Origin of the sequence: Halochromatium salexigens (assembly GCF_016653295.1) — a bacterium.
Classification (GTDB): domain Bacteria; phylum Pseudomonadota; class Gammaproteobacteria; order Chromatiales; family Chromatiaceae; genus Lamprobacter; species Lamprobacter salexigens.
In genome coordinates, this window is the sequence record NZ_NHSF01000059.1 from 34,829 (window position 1) to 60,664 (window position 25,836).

25 protein-coding genes are annotated in these 25,836 nt (G+C 65.8%); 19 read left to right on the top strand and 6 right to left on the bottom strand.

The features are described from left to right. The first annotated feature begins 2 nt into the window (after positions 1-2). From CCR82_RS10040 to CCR82_RS10095, 12 genes are all read left to right on the top strand, one after another. Positions 3-1,667, top strand: a complete 1,665-nt coding sequence (locus tag CCR82_RS10040; protein ID WP_201245646.1) for a type IV pilus assembly protein FimV — start codon at positions 3-5, stop codon at positions 1,665-1,667. After that, on the top strand, positions 1,664-2,530 hold the full coding sequence (gene truA, locus CCR82_RS10045) for a tRNA pseudouridine(38-40) synthase TruA (protein ID WP_201245647.1): 867 nt from the start codon (positions 1,664-1,666) through the stop codon (positions 2,528-2,530). Before CCR82_RS10040 ends, truA begins: the two co-directional genes overlap by 4 nt. A 31-nt stretch (positions 2,531-2,561) precedes the next feature. After that, positions 2,562-3,188, top strand: a complete 627-nt coding sequence (locus CCR82_RS10050) for a phosphoribosylanthranilate isomerase (protein WP_201245648.1) — start codon at positions 2,562-2,564, stop codon at positions 3,186-3,188. Then, a complete protein-coding gene (gene trpB / locus CCR82_RS10055; RefSeq protein WP_201245650.1) occupies positions 3,172-4,422 on the top strand; it encodes a tryptophan synthase subunit beta in 1,251 nt (416 codons plus the stop codon). Before CCR82_RS10050 ends, trpB begins: the two co-directional genes overlap by 17 nt. Beyond that, positions 4,419-5,252, top strand: a complete 834-nt coding sequence (gene trpA, locus CCR82_RS10060) for a tryptophan synthase subunit alpha (RefSeq protein WP_201245651.1) — start codon at positions 4,419-4,421, stop codon at positions 5,250-5,252. The genes trpB and trpA overlap by 4 nt, the downstream gene beginning before the upstream one ends. 22 nt (positions 5,253-5,274) lie before the next feature. Beyond that, entirely contained in the window at positions 5,275-6,216 is a 942-nt protein-coding gene (gene accD / locus CCR82_RS10065; RefSeq protein WP_201246036.1) for an acetyl-CoA carboxylase, carboxyltransferase subunit beta, read from the top strand. 27 nt (positions 6,217-6,243) lie between these two features. Beyond that, positions 6,244-7,536 carry a bifunctional folylpolyglutamate synthase/dihydrofolate synthase gene (locus CCR82_RS10070; RefSeq protein WP_201245653.1) on the top strand — a complete coding sequence of 431 codons (1,293 nt, stop codon included), beginning with the start codon at positions 6,244-6,246 and terminating at the stop codon, positions 7,534-7,536. A 41-nt stretch (positions 7,537-7,577) separates the two neighbouring features. Then, positions 7,578-8,255, top strand: a complete 678-nt coding sequence (locus CCR82_RS10075; RefSeq protein WP_201245655.1) for an SPOR domain-containing protein — start codon at positions 7,578-7,580, stop codon at positions 8,253-8,255. Between the two features lie 12 nt (positions 8,256-8,267). Beyond that, positions 8,268-8,759, top strand: coding sequence for a CvpA family protein (locus tag CCR82_RS10080; RefSeq protein WP_201245657.1), 492 nt, complete (start codon positions 8,268-8,270; stop codon positions 8,757-8,759). Positions 8,760-8,767: 8 nt separating this feature from the next. Beyond that, positions 8,768-10,285 carry an amidophosphoribosyltransferase gene (gene purF, locus CCR82_RS10085; protein ID WP_201245660.1) on the top strand — a complete coding sequence of 506 codons (1,518 nt, stop codon included), beginning with the start codon at positions 8,768-8,770 and terminating at the stop codon, positions 10,283-10,285. Beyond that, on the top strand, positions 10,282-11,499 hold the full coding sequence (locus CCR82_RS10090; protein WP_201245662.1) for an O-succinylhomoserine sulfhydrylase: 1,218 nt from the start codon (positions 10,282-10,284) through the stop codon (positions 11,497-11,499). Before purF ends, CCR82_RS10090 begins: the two co-directional genes overlap by 4 nt. Before the next feature lie 133 nt (positions 11,500-11,632). Beyond that, a complete protein-coding gene (locus CCR82_RS10095; RefSeq protein ID WP_201245664.1) occupies positions 11,633-12,631 on the top strand; it encodes a CHAD domain-containing protein in 999 nt (332 codons plus the stop codon). A gap of 32 nt (positions 12,632-12,663) precedes the next feature. Here CCR82_RS10095 and dapE read toward each other — a convergent pair whose 3' ends face one another. From dapE to dapC, 3 genes are all read right to left on the bottom strand, one after another. Beyond that, positions 12,664-13,812 carry a succinyl-diaminopimelate desuccinylase gene (gene dapE, locus CCR82_RS10100; protein WP_242513394.1) on the bottom strand — a complete coding sequence of 383 codons (1,149 nt, stop codon included), beginning with the start codon at positions 13,810-13,812 and terminating at the stop codon, positions 12,664-12,666. A gap of 75 nt (positions 13,813-13,887) precedes the next feature. Next, on the bottom strand, positions 13,888-14,721 hold the full coding sequence (dapD, locus tag CCR82_RS10105) for a 2,3,4,5-tetrahydropyridine-2,6-dicarboxylate N-succinyltransferase (protein ID WP_201245665.1): 834 nt from the start codon (positions 14,719-14,721) through the stop codon (positions 13,888-13,890). A gap of 103 nt (positions 14,722-14,824) precedes the next feature. Further along, positions 14,825-16,021 carry a succinyldiaminopimelate transaminase gene (gene dapC, locus CCR82_RS10110; RefSeq protein ID WP_201245666.1) on the bottom strand — a complete coding sequence of 399 codons (1,197 nt, stop codon included), beginning with the start codon at positions 16,019-16,021 and terminating at the stop codon, positions 14,825-14,827. Between the two features lie 140 nt (positions 16,022-16,161). Here dapC and CCR82_RS10115 point away from each other — a divergent pair, with 140 nt between their 5' ends. After that, positions 16,162-16,551 carry a VOC family protein gene (locus CCR82_RS10115; RefSeq protein ID WP_201245669.1) on the top strand — a complete coding sequence of 130 codons (390 nt, stop codon included), beginning with the start codon at positions 16,162-16,164 and terminating at the stop codon, positions 16,549-16,551. On the opposite strand, the gene CCR82_RS10120 is transcribed toward CCR82_RS10115, so the two are convergent. Genes CCR82_RS10120 through map form a run of 3 tightly spaced genes read right to left on the bottom strand, consistent with a single transcriptional unit; the run spans position 16,536 to position 20,664 of the window. After that, positions 16,536-17,141 carry a hypothetical protein gene (locus CCR82_RS10120; protein WP_201245671.1) on the bottom strand — a complete coding sequence of 202 codons (606 nt, stop codon included), beginning with the start codon at positions 17,139-17,141 and terminating at the stop codon, positions 16,536-16,538. The genes CCR82_RS10115 and CCR82_RS10120 overlap by 16 nt on opposite strands. Positions 17,142-17,161: 20 nt before the next feature. Further along, entirely contained in the window at positions 17,162-19,825 is a 2,664-nt protein-coding gene (glnD, locus tag CCR82_RS10125) for a [protein-PII] uridylyltransferase (RefSeq protein ID WP_338073146.1), read from the bottom strand. Further along, entirely contained in the window at positions 19,822-20,664 is an 843-nt protein-coding gene (map, locus tag CCR82_RS10130; RefSeq protein WP_201245673.1) for a type I methionyl aminopeptidase, read from the bottom strand. Before map ends, glnD begins: the two co-directional genes overlap by 4 nt. Positions 20,665-21,115: 451 nt before the next feature. Between map and rpsB the strand changes: the two genes are divergently transcribed. The 6 genes from rpsB (at position 21,116) to CCR82_RS10160 (ending at position 25,825) form a co-directional block, all read left to right on the top strand. Continuing rightward, complete coding sequence (gene rpsB / locus CCR82_RS10135; RefSeq protein ID WP_201245675.1) at positions 21,116-21,850, top strand: 30S ribosomal protein S2; 735 nt, start codon at positions 21,116-21,118, stop codon at positions 21,848-21,850. Positions 21,851-21,945: 95 nt separating this feature from the next. Continuing rightward, positions 21,946-22,839 (top strand): translation elongation factor Ts, encoded by an 894-nt coding sequence (tsf, locus tag CCR82_RS10140; RefSeq protein WP_201245678.1) that lies wholly within the window; start codon positions 21,946-21,948, stop codon positions 22,837-22,839. 28 nt (positions 22,840-22,867) lie between these two features. Next, positions 22,868-23,596: a UMP kinase gene (pyrH, locus tag CCR82_RS10145; RefSeq protein ID WP_201245680.1), complete on the top strand. Its 729-nt coding sequence runs from the start codon at positions 22,868-22,870 to the stop codon at positions 23,594-23,596. Further along, a complete protein-coding gene (gene frr / locus CCR82_RS10150; protein ID WP_201245682.1) occupies positions 23,593-24,150 on the top strand; it encodes a ribosome recycling factor in 558 nt (185 codons plus the stop codon). The genes pyrH and frr overlap by 4 nt, the downstream gene beginning before the upstream one ends. Before the next feature lie 51 nt (positions 24,151-24,201). Next, positions 24,202-24,978 (top strand): polyprenyl diphosphate synthase, encoded by a 777-nt coding sequence (uppS, locus tag CCR82_RS10155; protein WP_201245684.1) that lies wholly within the window; start codon positions 24,202-24,204, stop codon positions 24,976-24,978. Continuing rightward, on the top strand, positions 24,968-25,825 hold the full coding sequence (locus CCR82_RS10160; RefSeq protein WP_242513395.1) for a phosphatidate cytidylyltransferase: 858 nt from the start codon (positions 24,968-24,970) through the stop codon (positions 25,823-25,825). The genes uppS and CCR82_RS10160 overlap by 11 nt, the downstream gene beginning before the upstream one ends. Positions 25,826-25,836 lie beyond the last annotated feature (11 nt).

The following is a 25,836-nucleotide window of genomic DNA, read 5'->3' on the forward strand; positions in this document are numbered from 1 at the left end:
GGATGAGTTCCTCCACGGCGTCTAAAGCTCTGGGCGGGTTGCTCGCCGTCTTCCTGCTCCTGCCCGCCGCGCGAGTTCCCGCGCTGGATGTTGGCGAGCTGCGCACGCGGTCGGCGTTGAATCAGCCCTTCCACGGCGAGATCGATCTGCTCGATGTTAATGAGTCGGACCTTGACCAGGTCGAGGCGCGCCTTGCCCGCCCAGCGGCCTTCGAGCAGGCTGGGCTCGAACGGCCAGCATTCCTGACCGAGCTGCGCTTCACGCCGATGATCGGTCCAAAGGGTGGGCCGATCATCCAAGTCATCAGCCGCGCGCCGATTCGCGAACCCTATCTGGTCCTATTACTCGAGCTGCTTTGGCCGGGCGGGCGATTAGTGAAAGACTATGCGGTGCTGCTCGATCCGCCAGCGGTTTCATCCCCGCGCGCCGAACGCGCGACGGGGGTGCTCGAACGCGATTTTCCATTGCGCTATGGGCCAGTGCCTGCTGGGGTGGGACTCACCGAGGTTGGGAGACGTCTGGCGATGCCCGGCGCCACCTTGGAGCAGCTCGCGCTCGCGTTCCATCGCAACAGCCCGGGGGCCTTCGTCGACGGCAACATCAATCGTCTGCGGCAGGGAGCCGAGCTGATCATCCCAACGCGCGCCGAACTCCTCGCACTCGATCCCGAAGCCGCGCGTGAGCAGTATTGGGCTGCCGCCGCTGGTGCGCGGATCGCGCAGGTGCCACTGACTGATGTGGATGCGCGTTTGACCGATGCCAGCCAGGAGACGACTGGACGCACGGGCGCTCGGGTTGCGCGTACCGAACAACCACCGGTTGAGGCCGCGGGGCCGGCGCTGGCTCCAGAGGTTGGGGCCGATGAGGCGGCGTTAGTGCCAGAGCCTGGGACAGAGGACAAGGCGCCAGCACCAGCGGTCGGGGCAAAAGGGCTGGCGCCGACACCAGAATCCGAGTCGGGCGCGTCCATGGCGCTGCTCGAGGCCGAGCTATTGCTGATGCGCGAGCAGAGCGAGGCCAATCGTCAAGAGGCCACGGAACTGCGGGCGCGGGTACAGGAGCTAGAGGCGCGGTTGAGCACTATCCGCCGGTTGCTCGAACGGCGCAATGCGCAACTGGCTAACCTCGCCAATACGAATCTCGTCGCGGAGGTGGAGCCGATGCCTCCCAAGCCTGAAGCGGCGTTCGAGCAACAGTCTGCCGATGCCGCCGATGACGGCTCGCATCCGGCTGAGCAAGCGTCCGGGCTTGATCCGAGCACGACCCTTGCTGCCGGGCGCAACGCTATGCCTGGCTGGGCGCTACCCCTGGTCGCTGTCGTGCTGCTCTTGACGTTGCTCGGTTTTGTCCTGCATCGGCGGCGCAAGCAGGAAGAGTCCGCTGTGATGCTGGACTCCGCGGTCACTCGGGAGGCGCTAGACCCAACAGGACAGGATGAGGAGCTGTCTCTTGAGCTTGATGAACTCGAGCCAATGACCGATGCCGCGTCGGCCGAGTCATCGGAATCGAGGTTAGAGACAATCGCCGCGGGGAACGATCGGCCGAAAGACGACGCCGAGGAGGACGACTCACTCATCGCAATGCCGGTCGTCGAGGTGAACGATGTGGCGACCGAAGATGTCCCCGAGACGCGCTGGCACTTGGAGAGGGACGGGGACGGACGATGAGCTTGACCCATAAGACCGAGGGTCTTGCGCCGAGACGCATTGTGTTAGGCATCGAATACCTCGGCACCCCGTACTGTGGCTGGCAGTACCAGCATCATGCGCTCAGCGTGCAGCAGGTGCTGGAGGAGGCGCTGGCACGGGTCGCTGATCAGCCGGTGCGGGTGCATTGCGCCGGTCGCACCGATGCCGGGGTGCACGCGACCGGGCAGGTGGTGCATTTCGAGACCACGGCCGTGCGTTCCGAGCGCGCTTGGACGCTCGGCGTGAACGCGCACCTGCCCGATGAGGTCGCGGTGCGCTGGGCGCGCGCGGTCGATGCCGATTTCCATGCGCGCTTCTCGGCGGTGGCGCGGCATTATCGCTATCTGATCCTGCGCCGACCGGCGCGCTCGGCGCTCTGGCATCGGCGCGCCTTCTGGACCCATCGGGCGCTCTCGGTGGCGCCGATGCGCGAGGCGACGGCAGCGCTGATCGGGCGCCACGACTTCACCAGCTTTCGTGCCTTGGCCTGTCAGGCGAAGAGCCCGGTGCGCACCCTGCACGCTCTCGATCTGAGCGAGCGCGGCGACCTGCTGGTGCTCAGCGTCAGTGCCGACGGCTTCCTGCATCACATGGTCAGGAATCTGGTCGGGGTGCTGCTGGCGATCGGGCGCGGGGAGCGGCCGGTCGACTGGGCCGCCGAGCTGCTGGCGCTGCGCGATCGGGCGCAAGGTGGGGTCACGGCGCCGGCGCATGGGCTCTATCTGGTGCGGGTCGATTACCCGGCGGCCTTTGGGTTGCCGTCCGCTGCCGATGAGGCGGGAGTCGCTGCGCTGATGGGCGATGATCCAAGGCCAGACGAAAACCTGCCGGCTATGCTCTAATGCGCGGTTTGCGACGTAGACGGCGCGATCGATGCGAACACGGGTCAAGTTCTGCGGTCTCACCCGGCTCGACGATGTCGAGGCGGCGGTGGCGCTCGGGGTCGATGCGATCGGGCTGGTTTTCCATCCGGCGAGCCCGCGCGCGGTCGAGATCGAGCAAGCGGCGCGGCTGGTGAACGCGCTGCCGGCGTTCGTCAGCGCGGTCGGGCTGTTCGTCGATGCCGAGGCCGCGCGGGTGCGTGCCGTGCTCGAGCGGGTTGCGCTCGATGTCCTGCAGTTCCACGGCGCCGAGCCGCCCGCGTATTGCGCCGGCTTCGCCCGGCCTTGGATCAAATCGATCGCGGTCCGCGCCGGGGTCGATCTCGCGGCCGAAGCGCACCGCTATGCCGGCGCGCGCTCACTGCTGTTCGATACCTATGATCCCGCGCTCGCTGGGGGTACCGGACGCTGCTTCGATTGGGGATTGGTGCCCGCGCGGCAGGCGCGGCGCAGCATCCTCGCCGGTGGGCTCACGGCTGCCAACGTGGCCGAGGCGATTCGCCAGCTGCGCCCTCATGCGGTCGATGTGAGCGGCGGGATCGAGCAGGCGAAGGGGCTCAAGGCCCCTGACAAGATGACTGATTTCATGAAAGGTGTACGTGATGGCGACCAGAGCTGATGATCTCGCACAGGGCGTGCCGTCCGCGCTGACGGCGGCGCCCTATCAGTGGCCCGATGCCCGCGGCCACTTCGGCCCCTATGGCGGCATGTTCGTGCCCGAGACGCTGATGCATCCGCTCACCGAGCTGCGTCAGGCCTACGAGCGCTACCTGGCCGATGCGGACTTCCTGCGCGAACTCGATGCCGATCTGCGCGACTACGTCGGCCGCCCGTCGCCGGTCTACCATGCCGAGCGCTGGAGCCGCGAGCTGAGTGGCGCGCAACTCTTCCTCAAGCGCGAAGACCTCAATCACACCGGCGCCCATAAGGTCAACAACACCATTGGTCAGGCGCTGCTGGCGCGGCGCATGGGCAAGACCCGCATCATCGCCGAGACCGGCGCGGGCCAGCATGGGGTCGCCAGCGCCACCGTCGCCGCCCGGCTCGGGCTCGAGTGCGTGGTCTACATGGGCGAGGTCGATGTCGCGCGCCAGGAGGCCAATGTCTACCGCATGCGCCTGCTCGGCGCTGAGGTGGTCGCGGTCAAGTCCGGCACCCGCACGCTCAAGGACGCGCTCAACGAAGCGATGCGCGACTGGGTGACCAATGTCGACAACACCTTCTACATCATCGGCACCGTCGCCGGCCCGCATCCCTATCCGGCCATGGTGCGCGACTTCCAATCAGTGATCGGCCGCGAGGCGCGCGCGCAGATGATCGAGCAGACCGGGCGCCTGCCCGATGTGGTCATGGCCTGTGTCGGCGGTGGCTCCAATGCCATCGGACTCTTCCATCCGTTCATCGAGGACCAGGAGGTCGCGATGATCGGCGTCGAGGCCGCTGGCGATGGGCTCGCCACCGGCCGCCATGCCGCGCCGCTCTGCGCTGGCGAGCCCGGCGTGCTGCACGGTAACCGCACCTATCTGATGGAGGACGCCAACGGCCAGATCCGCGACACCCATTCGATCTCGGCCGGGCTCGATTATCCGGGCGTTGGCCCCGAACATGCCTGGCTCAAGGACAGCGGCCGTGCCCAGTACGTCGCGGTGACCGACGACGAGGCCCTGGCCGCCTTCCACGGGCTGACCCGCACCGAGGGCATCATCCCGGCGCTCGAGACCAGCCATGCGCTGGCGCAGGCGGCCAAGCTGGCGCCGACGCTGCGCAAGGATCAAAGCATCCTGATCAACCTCTCGGGGCGCGGCGACAAGGATATGCAGACCGTTGCGCGCATGGATGGGCTCGAGCTATGAGCCGTATCCAGACCCGCTTCGAATACCTGCACGCGCAGGGTCGCACCGCGCTGATCCCGTTCATCACCGCCGGCGATCCCTCGCCTGCGGTGACGCTGGAACTGATGCATCGGATGGTGGCCGCCGGCGCCGATCTGATCGAACTCGGGGTGCCGTTCTCGGACCCGATCGCCGATGGGCCGGTGATCCAGCGCGCCACCGAGCGCGCCTTGGCGCAAGGCGTCTCGCTGCGCGATGTGCTTGGCATCGTGCGCCGCTTCCGCGAGACCGACAGCGAGACGCCCGTGGTCTTGATGGGCTATCTGAACCCGATCGAGGTGATGGGCAACGCGGCCTTCGCCGAAGCCGCGCGCGAGGCCGGCCTGGACGGCGCGCTGATCGTCGATGTGCCGCCGGAAGAGAGCCACGAACTGGTCGATGCGATCAAGGCGCAGGGACTGGACCTGGTCTATCTGCTGGCGCCGACCTCGGATGCCGCGCGCATCGAGGCGATCGCCGAGGTCGCCTCCGGCTTCGTCTACTATGTCTCGGTCAAGGGCGTCACCGGCGCGAACACGCTGGATATCGATGAGGTCAGCGCCAAGCTCGACGCGATCCGCGCGCGCATCGCGCTGCCGGTCGGGGTCGGCTTCGGCATCCGCGACGCCGCGACTGCAGCCCAAGTGGCGCGGGTGGCCGATGCGGTGATCGTCGGCAGCGCGCTGGTCGGTCGCATCGAGACGCTGGCGGAGCAAGGCCAAGCCACGCGCATTCCCACGGTGATTGGCGATTTCCTCGGCGAGCTAAGGGCCGCGATCGACGCGACCGACAACGGAGGCCAGCATGGCTGAGAAGACTGCCCGCGGTGAGGCAATGAGCTGGTTCGAGAAACTGATCCCGAGTCGCATCCGTACCGAGGCGATCAGCAAGCGCGCGGTCCCGGAAGGACTCTGGGACAAGTGTCCGGGCTGCAACGCGGTGCTCTATCGCGCCGAGCTGGAGCGCAATCTCGAGGTCTGCCCGAAATGCGGGCATCACAACCGGGTGGTCGCGCGCAAGCGGCTCGAGCAGTTCCTGGACCCGGAATCGAGCGAGGAGATCGGCGCCGAGCTGGACTCGACCGATCCACTCAAGTTCAAGGACATGAAAAAGTACAAGGATCGGCTCAGCCAGGCGCAGAAGCAGACCGGCGAGAAGGAAGCGCTGATCGCCATGCGTGGCCGGCTCAAGGGCATGGCCTGCGTGGCCGCTGCGTTCGAGTTCCGTTTCATGGGCGGCTCCATGGGCTCGGTGGTCGGCGAGCGCTTCGTGCGCGGGGTCGATGCCGCGCTCGAGCTGGAGGCGCCCCTGGTGTGTTTCTCCGCCAGTGGCGGTGCGCGCATGCAGGAGTCGCTGTTCTCGCTGTTCCAGATGGCCAAGACCAGCGCGGCGCTCGGCAAGCTGCGCGAGGCACGGCTGCCGTTCATCTCGGTGATGACCGATCCCACCATGGGCGGTGTCTCGGCGAGTCTGGCGACGCTCGGGGATATCAATATCGCCGAGCCGGGCGCGCTGATCGGCTTCGCCGGTCCGCGCGTGATCGAGCAGACGGTGCGCGAGACCCTGCCCGATGGCTTCCAGCGCAGTGAATTCCTGCTCGAGCATGGGGCCCTGGACCAGATCTGCGATCGCCGCGAGCTGCGTGATCGGATCAGCGACCTGGTCGCGATGCTGATGCGCCGCTCGGTGATCGACGACGCCCCGGCGGCGGACAGCCCTGGCGCGAACGAATTGGCCGTGGTCGAGGCGCGCACCATGCCGCCGGGTCCGCTCTGAACGCAGCGCCCAGGCTGGTCGGGGCTGATGCGCTTTGAAACCCTAGCCGACTGGCTGGCCTGGCAGGAGACACTGCATCCGAGCCGGATCGATCTGCGGCTCGAGCGCGTGAGCGCGGTCTGGGCGCGGCTGCATCCAGAGCTAAGGCCGGGCGCACTGCCCTGTCCGGTCATCACCGTCGGCGGCACCAATGGCAAGGGCTCTTGCGTGACCTATCTCGAGGCCTGGTATCGAGCCGCCGGGTATCGCTGTGGCGCCTACACCTCGCCGCACCTGTTGCAGTACAACGAGCGCGTGCGTATCGACGGCGAGATGGCGAGCGATGCGGCATTGTGCGCAGCCTTCGCGCGCATCGATCAGGCGCGCGGAGAGGCACCGCTGACCTATTTCGAGTTCGGCACCCTCGCGGCGCTGGATTGCTTCGTGCGGGCCGAGGTCGAGATCGCCCTGCTCGAAGTCGGGCTCGGCGGTCGTCTGGACGCGGTCAACATGATCGACGCCGATGTCGCGCTGGTCGCCAGTATCGGCCACGACCATGCAATCTGGCTCGGTGACACCCTGGAGCAGATCGCCTTCGAGAAGGCCGGTATCTTCCGCCCGGGGCGGGCGGCCGTGATCGGCCAGCGCGATGCCCCGGCACGGCTGCGCGCGCGCGCTGAGGAGGTCGGCGCGCTGCCGCTGCAGCTTGGTCAAGAGTTGGATTGGAGTATCGCCGAAACCGGTCAATGGACCTGGCGCGGGCCGCACGGCAAACAGCATCGGGCACTCCCGACGCCTGCGTTGCGCGGTCGCTGCCAGCACGACAACGCCGCCGCCGCGCTCGGCGCCTTGGAGCAATTGCGCGATCGGCTTCCGGTCAACGTCGCGGCGCTCCGCCAAGGCTTGTTGCGGGTCACGCTCGGCGGGCGTTTCACGGTGTTGCCCGGGCAGCCGACCTGGGTGCTCGATGTGGCGCATAATGATCAGGCAGCGCTGGCGTTGGCCGAGAACCTTGCCAGCTATCCCTGCCACGGGCGCCGGTTCGCGGTGCTCTCACTGCTCGCCGATAAGGATCCGCGCGCGGTCATTGGCCCGCTTGCCGGGCTGATCGCGCACTGGCATCTGGGGCCGGCAGCCAGTGAGCGGGCCATGCCGCTGGCGCGCATCGAGGCGGCCTTGAGCGAGGGTGCGCCAGCGGCGACCTGGCGATCGCATGCGGATCTGGAACAGGCACTCGCCGCCGCTGCGGCCGAGGCCGAGCCAGCGGATCTGATCCTGGTGTTCGGCTCCTTCGTCACCGTCGAGGCGGCACTGCGCAGGTTGAGCCCGGCTGCTGTATAATTGCGACTGTTTTATGAATTGCACCCCGGGGCACCATGCAGATGGATGAAGCGGCCAAGAGACGGTTGGTCGGCGCGGCAGTGCTGGTCGCGTTGGCGGTGATCTTCGTGCCGATGCTGGTCGAGCGCGACGACACCGGTCTCGGCGAGCCGATCCTGATCCCGGAGGCCCCCGAGGACGAGGCCTGGCGCGAAGACGACCCGCGCGCCCTCGAGCCGCCGGCGGATGAGCGGCTTGCCGAGCCCGAAGACTTGCCGATGCCGCTCCCCACGCCAGAGCCGCCGGCGTCGGAGCCGGACGCCGAGGCGTCTCAGGACTGGACCTCGATACCGCCACCACCCGAGCGGGCCGAGCCCGCCGAATCGCCAGCCGCGCCGGCGCGGGCCGAACAGCGCGCGGATGCCTCCGCCTCGGCGGCAGCGGACAACAGCCGAGACCGCTCGACATCGACCCCGGCCGGACCCAAGCCAGTGCCAGCCGGTGCCCGCGCATGGGTCATCCAGGTCGCGAGCCTTGGCTCATCGGAGGCGGCGCGCGACCTGCAAGACGAGCTGCGCGGCAAGGGCTATCCCGCCTTCATCGAGCAGGCCGAGGTGGGAGGGCGTCGCTATTATCGGGTCCGGGTCGGCCCGGAGGTCGAACGCGCGCGGGCTGATCGCCTCGCCGAGCAGCTCTCGGCCGACACCGGTGGTCAGCCATTGGTGCAACGCTATCCTTGAGCGGTGAGCCCTATGATCTGGGTCGATTACGTCATCATCGCCATCATCGCGCTCTCGGCGCTGATCGGATTGGCGCGGGGGCTGGTTCGGGAGGTGATCTCGCTCCTGGTGTGGGGTGCCGCCCTGTTGGCAGCCTGGACGTTCTACGAGCCGGTGGCGCTCGAGCTGGCGCCGTGGATCTCGACGCCCTCGGTGCGCATCGCGGTGGCGGTGCTGATCCTGGTGCTTGGCGTGCTCATCGCTGGCGCCGTGCTCGGTTATCTGCTGGCGACCCTGGTCGACAAGACCGGGCTCGGCGGCACCGACCGGCTCATGGGGATGCTCTTCGGTGCCGCGCGCGGTGGTGTGTTGGTCGCCTTGGTGGTCTTCATGGCCTCATTGACGCCGCTCACCGAAGATCCCTGGTGGGATCAATCGCAACTGCTCGATCACTTCAAGGTCCTGGCCGATTGGATGCTGGAACAGGTACCGCCCGATGTCTACGAGCGCATCAAAGCGCTGTGAGTTAGTCCATGTGTGGAATCGTTGGCATCGTCGGCAAATCGCCGATCAATCAGATCCTCTATGACGCGCTGCTGGTGTTGCAACATCGCGGCCAGGACGCCGCCGGCATCGTCACCAGCGACAGCAAGAAGCTGCACATGCGCAAGGATACCGGCCTGGCGCGGGATGTCTTCCGTACCCGGCACATGCTGCGCCTGCGCGGCAACATGGGCATCGGCCATGTCCGCTATCCGACCGCTGGCGGCTCCTGCTCCTCGGAAGCACAGCCGTTCTACGTCAACTCGCCCTATGGGATCGTGCTCGCCCATAACGGCAACCTGACCAACGCCGAGGAACTCAAGCGCGACGTCTTCGTCGACGACCTGCGCCACATCAATACCGAATCCGACTCCGAGATCCTGCTCAACGTCTTCGCCCACGAGCTGCAACTGCAGAACAAATTGCGCATCGACGAGCAGGACATCTTTCGCGCCGTCGAGGGTGTGCATCGACGCTGTCGTGGCGGCTACGCGGCGGTGGCGATGATCCCGGGCTTCGGTGTCTTCGGCTTTCGCGATCCGCACGGCATTCGGCCGGTGGTCTATGGCAAGCGCGAGACCGAAGCCGGCGAGGAATACATCATCGCCTCCGAGAGCGTGGCGCTCGATACCATCGGCTTCGAGCTGATCGGCGACGTCGCGCCGGGCGAGTGCGTCTTCATCGACCGCGAAGGCCATCTGCACACCAAGCAATGCGCGCCGCAGCCGGTGCTCTCGCCCTGTATCTTCGAGTTCGTCTACTTCGCGCGGCCCGATTCGATCATCGACAACATCTCGGTGCACAAGGCGCGCTCGCGCATGGGCAAGAAGCTGGCGGCGAAGATCAAACGGGTTTGGCCAGGGCATGACATCGATGTCGTGATCCCGGTGCCGGATACCAGCCGCACCGCCGCCTTGCAACTGGCCAATCATCTCGGCGTGCCCTATGCCGAGGGCTTTATCAAGAATCGCTACATCGGCCGCACCTTCATCATGCCCGGCCAGCAGGTGCGCAAGAAATCGGTGCGCCAGAAGTTGAACGCGATCGATCTCGAGTTTCGCCGCAAGAACGTGCTCTTGGTCGATGACTCCATCGTGCGTGGCACCACCTCGCAGCAGATCATCCAGATGGCGCGTGATGCCGGCGCGCGACGCGTCTACTTCGCCTCGGCCGCACCGCCGGTGCGCTACCCGAATGTGTACGGAATCGATATGCCCTCGGCGAGCGAGCTGATCGCGCACGCGCGCAGCGAGGCCGAGATCGAGCGCGAGCTGGGCGCCGACCGGCTCTTCTTCCAGGATCTCGATGATCTGATCGATGCCGTGCAGAAGCGCGGCAAGAGCCTGGTCGACCGTTTCGATACCTCGGTCTTCGATGGTATCTATGTGACCGGTGATGTGACCCCGGACTATCTCGAAGAGCTGGAGCGAGCGCGCAGCGATGGCGCCAAGCAAGAGCGCCGCTCGGGTCAGGACGAGACCGTGATCGAACTCTACAACACCGCATGAAGCTCGCCACGCGCGCGATCCGCACCGGCCATCAGCGCACTGGCGAGGGCGAGCACTGCGAGCCGATCTTTGCCACCTCGAGCTTCGTCTTCGCGAGCGCGGCCGAGGCGGCGGCGCGCTTCTCCGGCGCGCAGCCGGGCAATATCTACTCGCGCTTCACCAATCCGACCGTGCGCGCCTTCGAGCAGCGGCTCGCCGCGCTCGAGGGGGGCGAGGCCTGTGTCGCCACCGCCTCTGGCATGGCGGCGATCCTGGCCACCTGCATGGGGCTGCTGCAGGCTGGAGACCGCATTCTCGCCGCGCGCAGCCTGTTCGGCAGCACCACCATGCTGTTCGACAAGTATCTCGCCCGCTTTGGTATCGCCACCGACTACGTCCCGCTCAGCGATCTCGACGCCTGGGCCGCTGCGATCCGGCCCGAGACCAAGCTGCTGTTCGCCGAGACCCCCTCGAACCCGCTCACCGAGCTGGTCGCGATCCGCCCCCTGAGCGAGATCGCCCATGCCCACGGCTGCCTGCTCGCGATCGATAATTGCTTCTGCACGCCGGCGCTGCAACGCCCGCTCGAGCAGGGGGCCGATCTGGTGATCCACTCGGCGACCAAGTACCTGGACGGACAGGGTCGTTGCGTCGGCGGCGCGGTGGTCGGCCCTGCCAAGCAGGTCGGCGAGGACGTCTTCGGCGTGGTGCGCACCGCCGGCCCCTCGCTCAGCCCCTTCAATGCCTGGCTGTTCCTGAAGGGCCTGGAGACCTTGCACCTGCGCATGCACGCGCATGCGGCGAGCGCACTGACACTGGCGCGCTGGTTGGAAGCGCATCCGGCGGTGGCGCGTGTCTATTATCCGGGGCTGCCCGACCATCCTCAGCATCATTTGATCGCGGACGGGGCGAGCGCCGGGGCGCAGGCGCAACAACGAACCGGCGGTGGAATCATCGCCTTCGAGGTCACGGCGCCGCAGCCGAACTGGGCGCGCAAAGCGGCCTGGTCGGTGATCGACGCCACGCAGTTGCTCTCGATCACCGCCAATCTCGGCGACACCAAGACCACCATCACTCACCCAGCGACCACCACCCACGGCCGGCTGAGCGCCGAGGCGCGGGCCGAGGTCGGGATCGGCGAGGGGCTGATCCGCCTCGCCGTCGGGCTCGAGGATGTGGCCGACATCCAGGATGATCTCGCGCGCGGTTTGGATGCCCTCGAAGACCGGCGTTGAGCCTGCTCGCCCCGCTCATCCAACGAGCGGACGCGCATGGCGCAAACCTTCGTCGTCACCGGTGATCAGGCCAGCGGCGCGGGCCGCGCCCACCCGCGTGCGTGTCCATACATACCGCCAAGGGAGCAACGCGATGCAAGAACACGAGCAAGTGGATGAACTCGATCCGGCCCAGCGTGCCGATCAGGCGAGCAAACAGATCCTGCGCCGGCTGCTCGGGACCATCGAGGCCAATGTCGAGGGCGCGCGCCAGAACCGCGACAGCGAATACCTGCATGATCTGCGCGTCGCGACCCGTCGCACGCGCTCGGCGCTGAGCCAGATCAAGGGCGTCTTTCCCGAAGCTACCGTCACCGATTTCAAGGCGCGTTTCGCCTGGCTGCAGCAGGTGACCGGGCCGGTGCGCGACCTCGATGTCTATCTGCTCGATTTCCCGACCCTGCGACAGCGCCTGCCGACGTCCTTGCAGCCGGATCTCGAGCCCTTGTACCAGTTGCTGCTCGCGCAACATGCCGAGGCCCAACAGCAGCTGGCGTTGGATCTCGCGTCGCCGAGATTCGAGCAATTGCTCGACGATTGGCGAGCCTTTCTCGATGCGCCCGTGGACCTCGCCCGGGCGCCTGCCGAGGCACCGCCGACCCAGGCCGCGTTGCCGATCAAACAAGTCGCCGATCAGCGCATCCGCACACTGCTCAGGCGGGTGCGCGCCGAGGGCCAGGCGATCAGCGAGGCGTCACCGCCGGAGGATCTGCACGAGCTGCGCAAGAGCGGCAAGAAACTGCGCTACCTGATGGAGTTCTTCCAGAGCCTGTACGCGAAGCAGCGGATGCGCGAGCAGATCAAGCAGACCAAGCGGCTGCTCGATAACCTCGGGCGTTTTCAGGACACGGCAGTGCAGGCCCGGCATCTGCGCGAGACCGCTGATGCGAGCGGTGGCGAGGCTCGGCTTCCCGCCGCGACCTTGCTGGCGATGGGGGCGTTGATCGGGCAACTGTTGCAGGATCAAGCGCGCGCTCGCGACGGTTTCGCCGAAGTCTTCGCCGGCTTCGACAGCGCCAAGAATGCCACGCGCTTCAAGGCCCTGCTCGCCGCTGATCCAACGCCCCGGCGCAAGCGCGCGCGAAAACGCTAGACGAGGATCGAGCCGTCGCTCCGACCCAAGACTCAGGTCAACAGGCGGCGCAGGATCTCGGCGTAGATGGCCGAGAGCTGGTCGAGTTCCTCGACGCCGACGCATTCATCGACCTTGTGGATGGTGGCGTTGATCGGCCCAAGCTCGACCACCTGGGCGCCGGTGGGTGCGATGAAGCGCCCGTCGGAGGTGCCACCGGCGGTCGAGCATTGGCTCGGCGCCTCGGTGACGGCGAGGATCGCGGCTTGGGTGGCGTCGACCAGGGCGCCAGCCGGGGTCAGGAAGGGATGCCCGGAGACGCGCCAGTCGATCTGGTGATCCAGCCCATGGCGGTCGAGGATCGCCTGGATGCGCTGCTGGAGCACCTCCGGCGTCTGCTCGGTCGAGAAGCGCAGGTTGAACAGCACCTCGAGTTCGCCGGGGATCACGTTATCGGCGCCGGTGCCGGCGTGGATGTTCGAGATCTGGAAGCTGGTCGGCGGGAAGTGCTCATTGCCCGCGTCCCAGTGCTCGGCACAGAGTTCGGCCAAGGCCGGCGCCGCGCGATGCACCGGATTATCGGCCAGCGTCGGATAGGCCACATGCCCCTGCTTGCCACGAATCCGCAGCCGCCCGCCGAGGCTGCCGCGCCGGCCGTGCTTGATGATGTCGCCGAGCCGCCGGTGGCTCGAGGGCTCGCCGACCAGTGCATAGTCGATCTGTTCGCCGCGCGCCGAGAGCGCCTCGACCACGCGGCGGGTGCCGTCGATCGAGGGGCCTTCCTCATCGCTGGTGATCAGGAACGCGATCGAGCCTCGATGATCGGGATGCGCGGCGATGAAGTGCTCGGTCGCGGTGATCATCGCCGCAAGTGAACCTTTCATGTCGCAGGCGCCGCGGCCATAGAGCAGGCCGTCGCGGATCTCGGGCGCGAAGGGGTCGGAGGTCCAGTCCGCGCGCGGACCCGGCGGCACCACATCGGTGTGACCGGCAAAGCAGAACAGCGGCCCGTCGCTGCCGCGCCGGGCCCAGAGGTTGTCGACCTCGCTAAAGCGCATCGGCTCGATGGCGAAGCCGAGCGCCGCGAGCCGCTTGGCCATCAACGGCTGGCAGCCGGCGTCCTCGGGAGTGACCGAGCGCCGGCGGATCAGGTCCAGGGCAAGCTCGAGGGTTGGGGAGGTTGCTGCGTCTGAGGACATCATGGTGCTGGTCAATCGAGAAGCGGCGAGACCGAAAAGCGTTTGGGTCCGTGGCTGGGCACTGGTTGGGATAAGCGCTCAGATATCGCGCAGCAGCTCGTTGATGCCGACCTTGCCGCGAGTCTTCTCGTCGACCTGCTTGATGATCACCGCGCAGTAGAGGCTGTGCGTGCCGTCCTTCGCCGGCAGGTTGCCGGGCACGACGACGGCGCCAGCGGGCACGCGGCCATAGCTGATCTCGCCGGTCTCACGGTGATAGATCTTGGTGCTCTGGCCGATGTAGACCCCCATCGAAATCACCGCACCCCGCTCGACGATGACGCCCTCGACGATCTCGGAGCGCGCGCCGATGAAGCAATCATCCTCGATGATGGTCGGCGCGGCCTGGATCGGCTCGAGCACACCGCCGATGCCGACGCCACCGGAGAGGTGGACGTTCTTGCCGATCTGGGCGCAGGAGCCCACGGTGGCCCAGGTATCGACCATGGTGCCGGAGTCGACATAGGCGCCGATGTTGACATAGGAGGGCATGAGCACGCAGCTCGGCGCGATGTAGGAGCCGCGTCGGGCGGTGGCCGGTGGCACCACGCGCACCCCGCCATCGCGGAAGTCCTTGGAGCTGACATCGGCGTACTTCGAGGGCACCTTGTCGTAATAGTTGGTGAAGCCGCCCTTGATGAACTGGTTGTCCTCGATGCGGAACGAGAGCAGCACCGCTTTCTTGATCCAATCGTTGACGACCCAGTCACCGGCATGCGGCTGGGCGACGCGCAGCTCACCGCGATCGAGTCGCTCGATGGTGTCGATGACCGCATCGCGCACATGGGTCTCGACCGTGCGCGGGGTAATCTCGGCACGGTGCTCGAAGGCCTGCTCGATGATGGCTTGCTGCTCGCTGTGTTGCTCGGACATGGTTGGCTCCGGTGAAGATTGCTGGAAAGAGAACGTGAATCAAATTCAGGTTAATCAGGAAAAACCGCGCTGCCCGATGAGCACGACGATGTCACGCGGTTCGTCATAACCGCTCACAGACGGCGCGGATGCGCTGGGCGGCCTCGATGCAGTCATCGAGTGGGGGCACCAGCGCCATGCGGATGTGGTTCAGGCCGGGGTCGCCGTGCTCGCCGGCACGCGACAGGAAGCGTCCGGGCAGCACGCGCAGGTTTTGCTCGGCAAGCAGCCGGCGCGCGAAGTCGGTATCCGGGATCGGTGTGCGCGGCCAGAGATAGAAGCCAGCCGGCGGGATGCTGAACGCGAGCACGTCTTCCAGAATCGCGGCCACGGCGGCGAACTTCTCGCGATACAGGCGCCGGTTCTCGATCACATGCGCCTCGTCCTGCCAGGCCAGCAGGCTCGCCTGTTGATGCTGCAGCGGCATCGCGCAGCCATGATAGGTGCGGTATTGGAAGAACGGTTCGATCAGCTGGGCATCGCCGGCGACGAAACCGGAGCGCAGCCCCGGCGCGTTTGAGCGCTTCGAGAGGCTGTGGAAACAGACGCAGCGGCGATAATCATCGAGCCCCAGCGCGGCGGCGGCCTGCAGCAGACCGGGCGGCGGGCTCGCCTCGTCGAGATACAGCTCGGCGTAGCATTCATCGGCGGCGATGATGAAGTCGTGCCGCTGCGCCCGTTCGATCAGCTGCATCAGTTGGGCCTGGCCCATCACCGCGCCGGTCGGGTTGCCGGGCGAGCAGAGATAGATCAGTCGGCAGCGCTCCCAGACGGATTCCGGCACGCGCTCGAGATCCGGCAGCCAGTGCGTGTCCTCGCTGCAAGGGAGCAGATAGGGCGAGGCCCCGGCGAGCAGCGCGGCCCCTTCGTAGATCTGATAGAAGGGGTTGGGCATCAGCACCAGCGCATCCTCGCGCGGGTCGATCATCGCTTGGGCGAAGGCGAACAGGGCCTCGCGGGTGCCGTTGACTGGCAGCACTTGCGTCTGTGGATCGATCCCGCTCGGGCCGAGCTTGAAGCGGCGAGCGAGCCAGTCGGCGATCGCTTGGCGTAGCTCGGGCAGCCCGCGCGTGCTCGGATAGCTCGAGAGCTGGTCGATATGCGCGACCAGCGCGTTGGCGATGAACGCTGGTGTGGCATGCTTAGGCTCGCCGATCGAGAGCGCGATGGCCGATAACTCGGCGGGCGGCTCGATATCACGCATGAGCGCCGCTAACTTCTCGAACGGGTAGGGTTGCAGGCGGCTGAGGTTCGGGTTCATCGCAGCGAGAAGACGGTGGGCTGGCGTCGAGCCTCGCCGCCATTGGAAAGCGGTTTCCTAGGCACAATCGCACAGTATAGGGCAGGGTGCCGATCCGCTCCACTCACAGACAGCCGAGACAGCCGGCGGAGGCCGTTCCGATGAGCCTGATCCATACCATCCATCACGTGAGCCTGATCGTCGCCGATACCGAGCGCGCGCTTGCGTTCTATCGCGATCTGCTCGGGCTCGAGGTCGAGCCGACGCGGCCGCAGCTGGGCTTCGCGGGCGCCTGGCTGCGCGTCGGTGCTCAGCAGATCCACCTGCTGGAGCTACCGAATCCGGACCCGGTCGCGGCGCGTCCCGCGCATGGCGGGCGCGATCGGCATCTGGCGCTGACGGTGCCCGATCTCGAGGCGGTGATGGCCGTGCTCGACGCCGCCGCGATCCCCTATACGCTCAGTCGCTCTGGCCGCCGCGCGTTGTTTGCGCGCGATCCCGATGCCAATGCGCTCGAGCTGATCGAGCAGCCGCCTCACCAGCCGTTGTAATACCAGAGGTTGTTCCAGTCCGAGGGGGGGCGTGGCTCGCCGCTGGCGTTGGAGGATTCAGAACGCTCGGGGGCTCGATCCTCGACGAGACTGCCGCGCGTGAGTGGACCGCCGGCCGTTGGCGGTGGGCGCCTTGATTCCACCGGCGGTCCCGCTGGTGTCAGCGGGTTGAACCAGGGGCCGCGGTTGAGGTACAGCCGGCGTTCGGTCTCGATCATCTCGCGCATCTCCTGTCGTCGCCGCCGTTGTTGGTCCTGGCGCTCGTCGCGCTTGGCCGCGCCGAGGGGGTCCAGCGCATCATGTCTGGCCTGATGCGCGGCGCGCCGTTGCGCATGTAACGCGCGGCGCTGGGCCCGCACTTCCTCCAGCCAGCGGGGGATTGGCGGCTGATGCGTGCCCGGCGCTGGCATGGGGGCCGGCATGGACGCATGCGGCGAAGGTGTCCGCGCGTCGGCCGCTTGCTGCTCATCGGCGGCTTGCTGCTCACCGAGCGGCGCGCCCCAGGCGATCTGGTCAGTGTCGGCAAGGCCGATGACCATGCTCGCGAGCAGGGCGAGGAGGCATGGGCGTGAAAGGCGAGTGATCGACATGGTCAACCCGGTGGGAGGCATCAGCTTGGATGTTGATCGAGGCGGTCGTGGACCTCGCGCCGCAGGCAGCTCAGGGTTTGACCGCAGCGGATCGGCGTGGCATCGCGGGTGGCGATGAAGAACACATCCTCGACCTCGGCGCCGACGGTGGCGATCTTGGCACCCCGGACCTGGATGTCGCAACGCTCGAAGACGGTTCCGATCTCGGCCAGCAGCCCGGGCCGATCGCGCGTGGTGAGCAGCATGAGCGTGCGCTGATTGGCCGCATCATCGGTGAAGCTGATGCGGGTCTCGATGGGGAAGTAGCGCAACTGACGCGGCAGGCGCCGATTGACGCGCGGCTCGGTGTGCGCGGACTGGCGCAGCTCGTGGCGCAGTTGCTCGGCCAGCTCGTCGCTGACCTCGCCCTGCTCGAGCGGCTCATGGTCTCGGGTCAGCACCTGGAAGACATTCAGCGCCATGTCGTCATCGGTGGTGATGATGCGGGCATTGACGATATCCAGGTTGCGCTGATCGAGCAGTGCGGTGATGCGCACGAAGAGATTCTCGCAATCCTGGGTGTAGATGAAGATCTCGGTACAGCCGCGCGTCGGTAGCAGGCGCGGATCGACCATCGGCAAATCCTCGGGCCGCGCCTCGAGGATGCGTCGGGTCTGCCAGGCGATCTCTTCCGGCTGGCTGGGCGCGAAGAAGTCCACCGAGAAACGAAACCAGAGATTGCGGCAGTCCTCGGCCTCGATGCCTTGACGCGCGAGGATGCGCATGGCCTCGATCTGTTTCTGCTCGATGAGCACATCCTGCGCTTGCGGGTTGTCGAGCCCGCGGTCGAGGCTGCGCCGCGCGGCGTGGTAGAGCTCGCGCAGCAGGGCGTCCTTCCAGGTGCTCCAGCGTTTCGGATTGGTGCCGCGCACATCGGCCACGGTGAGCAGGTAGAGGTAATCGAGGCGGTTGATATCGCTGACCTGCTCGGCGAAGGCCTGGATCACGGCCGGGTCCGAGATGTCCTTGCGCTGTGCGGTGACCGACATCAGCAGATGGTGCTCGACCAGCCAGGCCACCAGCCGGCTGTCGAATTCGCTGAGGTAGTGCAACTGGCAGAAATCCCAGGCATCGTGCGCGCCGAGCATCGAATGATCGCCGCCGCGCCCCTTGCCGATGTCGTGGAACAGCGCCGCCAAATAGAGGATCTCGAGCTTGGGCACGCGCCGCGCGACCGCGCTGCACAGCGGTAGCTCGTGATCGTGCGCGGGGACCGAGAAGCGGCGCAGATTGCGCAGCACGCGCAACGTATGCTCATCGACGGTGTAGACGTGGAAGAGGTCGTACTGCATGCGCCCGACGATATTGGCGAAGGCCGGGATATAGTTCGCCAGCACCCCGTAGCGATTCATCCGCCGCAGGGTGTCGGTGACCCCGCTCGGATGGCGCAGGATCTCCATGAACAGGCTGCGCGCGCGCACGTCCTCGCGAAAGGCGTCATCGATGCGATGGCGGTGCTCGCGGATCAGGCGGATGGTCGAGGCGCGTACCCCATGCAGTTGGGGGCGCAGCTGCAGCAGATGGAAGGCCTCGAGCAGTGCGATCGGGCGGTGTTTGAAGACCTGTTCATGGGTCACTTCCAGGTAGCCGCTGCGGCTTTGGAAACGCCGGTTGATCGGCTCCGGCGGGCCGATGCGATCCTGCAGCAGGATGGCCTCGCGAAATAGCTGCAGCAGCATCTCGTTGAGCCGGTTCAGCTCCATCACCGTGCGGTAGTACTGCTGCATGAACTGCTCCACGGCGAGGTTGTCGCTGTGGTCGCTGTAGCCGAACTGCTCGGCGAGGGTGCGCTGATAGTCGAACAGCAGCCGGTCCTCGTGGCGGCCGGTGAGCCGATGCAGGGCGAAGCGGATGCGCCAGAGCAGGGCGCGGCCCTCGATCAGGGCGAGGTGCTCGCTTTCGGTCAGGAAGCCGTGGTCGACGAGTTCGAGCAAGGAGCCGGAGCCGAAGTGGCGTTTGGTCACCCAGCTGATCATCTGGATGTCGCGCAGACCGCCCGGATTCTCCTTGATGTTGGGCTCCAGGTTGTAGGCCGTCTCGCCGTAACGGCGCCAGCGTTTGTGCTGCTCGGCGATCTTGGCCTCGAAGAAGCGGTCGGTCGGCCACAGGTGCGCGGGCGCGATCACCGCTTGGAGCTGATCGAAGAGCGCGGCGCGCCCGGTGATGAACCGCGCTTCGATCAGGTTGCTGATCACGGTGAGGTCATCGGCCGCCGCGCTGGCGCACTCGGAGAGGGTACGCACCGCGTGGCCCAGCTCGATGCCGATGTCCCAGAGGAAGGTGATGAGCGTGGTCAGCGGTGCCTGCAGCGGCTCGAGTTGGTCCGCGTCGACCAGGATCAGCAGGTCGATGTCCGAGGCCGGATGCAGCTCGGCCCGGCCATAACCACCGACGGCGATCAGGGCGCCGGCTTCGGTGTCCGGCATCAAACGCTGCCAGGCGCAGCGCAGGAGCATGTCGATCGCCTGCGAGCGCGCCTGCAGCAGTTGGCCAACGGGAGCCCCCTGGTCGTAGCTCTCGAAGAGCCTTGCGCGCACCTCCTTGACGGTGTCGCGAAAGTGCGCCAGCGCGGCGCCCTCGTCGACACCGAGCAGCTCGGCTTCGCGCTCGAGCACGCCGAGGGTGAGTGCGCTGTCGGTTCTCACCCGGCGCTGGCGCGCAGCCGAACCGGCGCTTGCAGGCCGTCGGCGGTGTCGAGGGCATGATCATCGCCCGCCGCCGCGCGCTCCTCCTCGCGCAGGGTCAGCACCTCGCGGCCCGTCTCGGTGATCAGGATCGTATGCTCCCACTGGGCCGAGAGCGCGCGATCCTTGGTGACCACGGTCCAGCCGTCCGGCAGCAGTTTGACGAAGCGCTTGCCGGCATTGACCATCGGCTCGATGGTGAAGCACATGCCCGGTTGCAGCCGCAGGCCATCGCCGGGCTTGCCGTAGTGCAGCACCTGTGGCTCCTCGTGGAAGGCAAGCCCGATGCCATGGCCGCAGTATTCGCGCACGACCGAGAAGCGATGGCGCTCGACGAAGGTCTGGATAGCATGGCCGATATCACCGAGCGTGGCGCCGGGGCCGGCCGCGGCGATGCCGACGCGCAGTGCCTGCTGGGTAGTGTCGACGAGCCGGCGCGCGAGCACGGTCGGCTCGCCGACGAAGAACATCTTGCTGGTATCGCCGTGGTAGCCGTCCTTGATCACGGTGATGTCGATATTGACGATGTCGCCTTTCTTGAGGCGCTTGTTGCCGGGAATCCCGTGACAGACCTGGTTGTTGACCGAGGTGCAGATCGAGCGCGGGAAGCCGCGATAATTGAGGGGCGCGGGAATCGCGTCGAGATCATCGACGATGAACGCATGGCAGATGCGATCGAGTTCGTCGGTGGTGGCGCCGGGGACGACATGCGGGCCGATCATCTCGAGCACGGAGGCGGCGAGCCGCCCCGCGACGCGCATCTTTTCGATCTCCTCGGCATTTTTTATGGCAACACTCATGGGCTCAGGATTCCGGCGGCTGCGATCATAGGGATTGATATAGCGGACACGCGGCTGTCTTCGATCTGGGATCGAGGAGACCGCTTATCGATTGGTTTGCGACGATCGAATCGAGCATGGTATAAGACGCGGCGGAGTGGGGCAATTTAAGCTCGCTCTGGCCAAGTGTCCCATCCTGATGCCTGAGCTTGACTCAATAGGGTACGGACCTGAGATGCCGGTCGTCTCACTGAAGGTCAAGGCTGGAAGCCCGGGAAACAACGCCGAGGCTGCCGAAGGAAGGGATACTGAAATCGATCGAAACCATGCCGCGATCGGCGCTGAGCCTCATCGCGCGCGATAAACGCCACACACGCACCGACACATGATGCCGGGTGCCTCGAAAGAGGTTGCATCATGGAGTGCGTGGAGGCCCAACCCGATACGAGAGAACATCATGAGCGACGTTTCAATGCGGCAGATGCTGCAGGCTGGTGTGCATTTCGGCCACCAGACACGCTACTGGAACCCGAAGATGGCCGCGTACATCTTTGGTCAGCGTAATAAGATCCATATCGTCAACCTTGAGCGTACCCTGCCGCTCTATCAGGAAGCGATGAGCTACCTGGGGAAGCTCGCCGCGAATGGCGGTAAGATCCTCTTCGTGGGCACCAAGCGGGCCGCGCAGGAGGCGATGCGCGAGGAAGCAAACCGCTGCAACATGCCCTTCGTCAACCATCGTTGGCTGGGTGGCATGCTGACCAACTTTAAGACTGTCAAGCAGTCCATTGCGCGGCTGAAGGAACTTGAGTCGATGTTCGAGGACGGGAGCATCGAGCGTTTCGGCAAGAAAGAGCAGCTCACGCTTCGTCGCGAACTCGATAAGCTCGAGCTTAGCCTCGGCGGCATCAAAAACATGGGCGGCCTGCCGGATGCGCTGTTCGTGGTCGATGTGGGCCATGAGAAGATCGCTGTTAACGAGGCCAATAAGCTTGGTATTCCTGTTGTCGGCGTCGTTGACACGAACAACGATCCGAGTCGGGTCGATTATGTGATCCCAGGCAATGATGATGCGATTCGCGCGGTGCGGCTTTACATCGAGGGTGCTGCGTCCGCCATCCTGGATGGTCGGCAGACGGCGGCGGCCATGGCCGGCGGCCGTGATCCGGCCGAGGAGTCAGAAGAAGTAGCAGCAGCTGCCGGCTGACATGCTCGGGCCGGGGGCCGGCTCGAGCGATTCTATTTTTTCAAGCTCGAGACGTTGTCGTCTCGAGCAATATCACGATTTTTCTGGAGTGACTCATGGCGATTTCAGCCGCACTGGTCAAGGAACTGCGCGAACGCACCGGCGCCGGCATGATGGAATGCAAGAAGGCGCTGGTCGAAACGGACGGGAACATCGACGCGGCCATCGAGGCGATGCGGAAGTCAGGTCAGGCTAAGGCCGCGAAAAAGGCTGGCCGTGTCGCCGCCGAAGGTGTCGTCGAACTCAGAATTGCGGATGATCACCATGCGGCCGTGATGGTCGAGGTCAATAGCGAGACCGATTTTGTTGCCAAGGATGCGCACTTCGCCGGTTTCGCCGCTGCGGTGGCCGAGACTGCGCTGGTCAGTACGGTTGCTGACGAGGGCGCGCTGGCCGCACAGCCGCTGGCGGGAGGGGATGGTGAGAGCGTCGAGGAAGCGCGCCAGGCGCTGATCGCGAAGATCGGCGAGAACGTCGCCGTGCGCCGCATGCACAGGTTCGATGCTCCCGTGGGAAGCTTCTATAGCTACCGGCATGGCGTGCGCATCGCGGTGCTAGTCGAGTTGGTCGGCGGCGACGAAGAACTAGGGCGTGATATCGCGATGCACATCGCCGCTTCGAGCCCGCTCTGCGTATCGGCCGAGGATGTCCCCGCCGAGGCGCTTGAGAAGGAGCGCGAGATCTTCAAGGCGCAGGCCCTCGAGAGTGGCAAACCAGCCAATATCGTCGATAAGATCACCGATGGCCGGATGCGCAAATACCTCGAGGAAGTGACCCTGCTCGGTCATGCGTTCGTCAAGGACCCCGATACGCAGGTCGGCGATCTGCTCAAGGCGCGGGGTGCCGAGGTCAAACGCTTTTTGCGCATGGAGGTTGGCGAAGGTGTTGAAAAGAAGGTCGAGAACTTCGCCGATGAGGTCAAGGCCCAGGCCGGTCAGGTCGACGCCTAGCTCTCTTAACTGACATTAGGATCGAATCGTGTCGCAGCCCGCTTATCGGCGTATCTTGTTGAAGCTGAGCGGTGAAGCGCTCATCGGGGACGAGTCTTGCGGCATCGATCCGATGCTCTTGGGACGTCTTGCGGATGATGTCGCGGCGTCCGCGCAGCAGGGTTTGCAGATCGCGTTGGTCATCGGCGGCGGCAATTTGTTTCGCGGCGCCGCGCTCGCCGCCGAAGGCATGGACCGCGTGACCGGTGACCACATGGGCATGCTGGCCACGGTGATGAACGCGCTGGCGATGCAGGATGCTCTCGAACGCCGCTCGGTGCCGACCCGGGTCATGTCGGCGCTGAAGGTCAATCAGGTCTGCGAGGACTATATCCGCCGCCGCGCGCTCAGGCATCTCGACAAGGGGCGGGTGACCATCTTCGCGGCCGGGACCGGCAATCCGTTCTTCACCACCGATTCCGCCGCGAGCCTGCGCGCGGTCGAGATCGGCGCCGATCTCCTGATCAAGGCGACCAAGGTCGATGGGGTCTTTTCCGAGGACCCGATGACCCATCCGGAGGCGATCTTCTACAAGCGCTTGACGTATGATCAAGCCATTGCCGAACGGCTGCAGGTGATGGATACGACCGCTATCGTGCTCTGCCGCGACAATGGGATTCCGCTGCGCATCATGAACATTTACGAGGCCGGCGCGCTTGCCCGAGTGGCGGCGGGCGAGGATATTGGCTCGCTGGTGGTGACTGGAAACGAACAATGATCGATGACATCAAGAAAGACGCCGCTGACCGGATGTCAAAGAGTGCCGAGGCGCTGCGCCACGAGTTGGCGAAGATTCGCACCGGCCGCGCCCATCCGTCGCTGCTCGACCATGTGAAAGTGAGCTACTACGGCTCCGAGGTGCCGATCAATCAGGTCGCGAATGTGGCGGTTGAAGACGCCCGCACCCTCACGGTGACGCCTTGGGAGCGGAACATGGTGCAGGCGGTCGAGAAGGCCATCATGCAATCCGACCTCGGGGTCAATCCGAACAGTGCCGGCGTCGTGATCCGTGTCCCGATGCCGGCACTGACCGAGGAGCGGCGGCGCGATCTGCAGCGCATTGCCCGGCAAGAGGCGGAACAGACCCGGGTTGCGGTGCGCAATATTCGCCGCGATGCGAATCATGAGCTCAAGGAGCTGGTTAAGGAAAAGCTGATCTCGGAAGATGATGAACGCCGCGGTCAGGAAATCGTGCAGAAGCTGACCGATCAGTTCGTTAAAGAGGTCGATCAGATTCTCGACGAAAAAGAACAAGACTTGATGGCGATTTGAGCGGCGCGCGCTTCCTTTTTGATGCAGCCTTGCGAAGTCCGCTGACGTTCAATGAGTTCCACGAATCAGCCTGACGGCGAAGGGCATCAACTCAGGGTTCCAGCCCATGTCGCCATCATCATGGACGGCAATGGCCGTTGGGCGCGACAGCGCGGCCTGCCGAGAACCCAAGGGCATCGCGCGGGCGCCAAAAGCGTGCGTGCGGTGGTTGAACAAGGGTTGCGCAGCGGCGTGCACATGCTCACGCTGTTTGCGTTCAGCAGCGAGAACTGGCGCCGCCCGCGCGCCGAGGTCAATACCCTGCTCGAACTCTTCATGAGCACCTTGCGCGCCGAGGTCAATCGGCTTATCGAGCACGACGTGCAACTGCGTTTTATCGGTGACCTCTCGGCTTTTTCGAACAAGCTCCAACGCCAGATCGCCGAGGCCGAGGAGGCGACCCGTGATGGCCACTCTCTCTTGCTTCAGATCGCCGCCAATTACGGGGGGCGTTGGGATATTGCGCAATCGGTGCGGGCTTTAGCGCGCGAGGTCTCGAAGGGACAGCTGCAAGCGGATGCCATCGATGAAGCGGCGATCGCCGGACGCCTCTGCACCGCCGGTTTTCCGGAGCCCGATCTGTTCATTCGCACCGGCGGCGAGAAGCGCATCAGTAACTTCCTGCTGTGGCAGAGTGCCTACGCCGAACTCTACTTTTCCGATCTGATGTGGCCGGAATTCGATGCCGATGCCTTTGTCGCCGCGCTGCGGGATTTCGGCCGTCGCCAGCGTCGCTTCGGCCTGACCAGTGAGCAAGTGACCGAACTGGCGGATGCCTATGGCGGCTGAGCACGCTCCTGGGGCACGCACTCAAGGATTGCGCGCGCGTGTGCTGACCGCGCTGCTGCTGGCACCGCTGGTGATGGGCGCGGTGCTGTTGCTGCCGAGCCCTTGGTTCGCCGGGCTGATGGCGCTGTTCGTCGCCATGGCGGCGTGGGAATGGTCGGCGCTGGCCGGTTTCGGCGCCCGCCTCGTGCGCGCGGGCTATATGGCGCTGATCCTGCTCTGTTTGCCGCTCGTCTGGCTGCTGGTGCCAGGCGCGTGGCACGCCTTCATCCTCGCGCTCGCCGCCCTCTGGTGGCTCGTGCTGGCGCTGCGCTTGCCCCTGATCCAGCGCATCGATCAGGCGCCGCGGGTCGAGCCCTCGCTGCTGATGCTCGGTCTGTTGGTGTTGGTCACGCCTTGGCTCGCGCTGGTCCATTTGCATGCCATGCTGACGCAGGGTCCGCTGATTGCCCTGAGTCTGCTGATGCTGATCTGGATTGCCGACAGCGCGGCCTATTTCAGCGGGCGGCGCTTCGGTCGCGCGAAGCTCTCGGCAGTGCTCAGCCCGGGTAAGACTCGGGTGGGCGTCTACGTCGGCGTGGCGGCGGCGGCCCTGTGGGGGCTGCTGGTCGCGTTGCTGCTCGGTTTGGCGGCGCCGCAAACGCTCTTTTTACTCGTGATCTGCGTGCTGACGGCGGTGCTGTCGGTGGTCGGCGACCTGTTCGAGAGCTGGCTCAAACGCCGGCGCGGGATCAAGGATGCCGGTTCCCTGTTACCAGGCCACGGCGGCATGCTGGATCGTATCGACAGCCTGACGGCGGCGGCGCCGATCTTCGCGCTCGGCTTCATCTGGCTCATCGGCGGGCAATAATGGGAGGAGAG

Excerpts from the sequence above, each read along its gene's own strand:
- CCR82_RS10040 (WP_201245646.1), top strand. The coding sequence starts at position 3 with ATGAGTTCCTCCACGGCGTCTAAAGCTCTGGGCGGGTTGCTCGCCGTC.
- truA (WP_201245647.1), top strand. The coding sequence starts at position 1,664 with ATGAGCTTGACCCATAAGACCGAGGGTCTTGCGCCGAGACGCATTGTG.
- CCR82_RS10050 (WP_201245648.1), top strand. The coding sequence starts at position 2,562 with ATGCGAACACGGGTCAAGTTCTGCGGTCTCACCCGGCTCGACGATGTC.
- trpB (WP_201245650.1), top strand. The coding sequence starts at position 3,172 with ATGGCGACCAGAGCTGATGATCTCGCACAGGGCGTGCCGTCCGCGCTG.
- trpA (WP_201245651.1), top strand. The coding sequence starts at position 4,419 with ATGAGCCGTATCCAGACCCGCTTCGAATACCTGCACGCGCAGGGTCGC.
- accD (WP_201246036.1), top strand. The coding sequence starts at position 5,275 with ATGAGCTGGTTCGAGAAACTGATCCCGAGTCGCATCCGTACCGAGGCG.
- CCR82_RS10070 (WP_201245653.1), top strand. The coding sequence starts at position 6,244 with ATGCGCTTTGAAACCCTAGCCGACTGGCTGGCCTGGCAGGAGACACTG.
- CCR82_RS10075 (WP_201245655.1), top strand. The coding sequence starts at position 7,578 with ATGGATGAAGCGGCCAAGAGACGGTTGGTCGGCGCGGCAGTGCTGGTC.
- CCR82_RS10080 (WP_201245657.1), top strand. The coding sequence starts at position 8,268 with ATGATCTGGGTCGATTACGTCATCATCGCCATCATCGCGCTCTCGGCG.
- purF (WP_201245660.1), top strand. The coding sequence starts at position 8,768 with ATGTGTGGAATCGTTGGCATCGTCGGCAAATCGCCGATCAATCAGATC.
- CCR82_RS10090 (WP_201245662.1), top strand. The coding sequence starts at position 10,282 with ATGAAGCTCGCCACGCGCGCGATCCGCACCGGCCATCAGCGCACTGGC.
- CCR82_RS10095 (WP_201245664.1), top strand. The coding sequence starts at position 11,633 with ATGCAAGAACACGAGCAAGTGGATGAACTCGATCCGGCCCAGCGTGCC.
- dapE (WP_242513394.1), bottom strand. The coding sequence starts at position 13,812 with ATGATGTCCTCAGACGCAGCAACCTCCCCAACCCTCGAGCTTGCCCTG.
- dapD (WP_201245665.1), bottom strand. The coding sequence starts at position 14,721 with ATGTCCGAGCAACACAGCGAGCAGCAAGCCATCATCGAGCAGGCCTTC.
- dapC (WP_201245666.1), bottom strand. The coding sequence starts at position 16,021 with ATGAACCCGAACCTCAGCCGCCTGCAACCCTACCCGTTCGAGAAGTTA.
- CCR82_RS10115 (WP_201245669.1), top strand. The coding sequence starts at position 16,162 with ATGAGCCTGATCCATACCATCCATCACGTGAGCCTGATCGTCGCCGAT.
- CCR82_RS10120 (WP_201245671.1), bottom strand. The coding sequence starts at position 17,141 with ATGTCGATCACTCGCCTTTCACGCCCATGCCTCCTCGCCCTGCTCGCG.
- map (WP_201245673.1), bottom strand. The coding sequence starts at position 20,664 with ATGAGTGTTGCCATAAAAAATGCCGAGGAGATCGAAAAGATGCGCGTC.
- rpsB (WP_201245675.1), top strand. The coding sequence starts at position 21,116 with ATGCGGCAGATGCTGCAGGCTGGTGTGCATTTCGGCCACCAGACACGC.
- tsf (WP_201245678.1), top strand. The coding sequence starts at position 21,946 with ATGGCGATTTCAGCCGCACTGGTCAAGGAACTGCGCGAACGCACCGGC.
- frr (WP_201245682.1), top strand. The coding sequence starts at position 23,593 with ATGATCGATGACATCAAGAAAGACGCCGCTGACCGGATGTCAAAGAGT.
- uppS (WP_201245684.1), top strand. The coding sequence starts at position 24,202 with ATGAGTTCCACGAATCAGCCTGACGGCGAAGGGCATCAACTCAGGGTT.
- CCR82_RS10160 (WP_242513395.1), top strand. The coding sequence starts at position 24,968 with ATGGCGGCTGAGCACGCTCCTGGGGCACGCACTCAAGGATTGCGCGCG.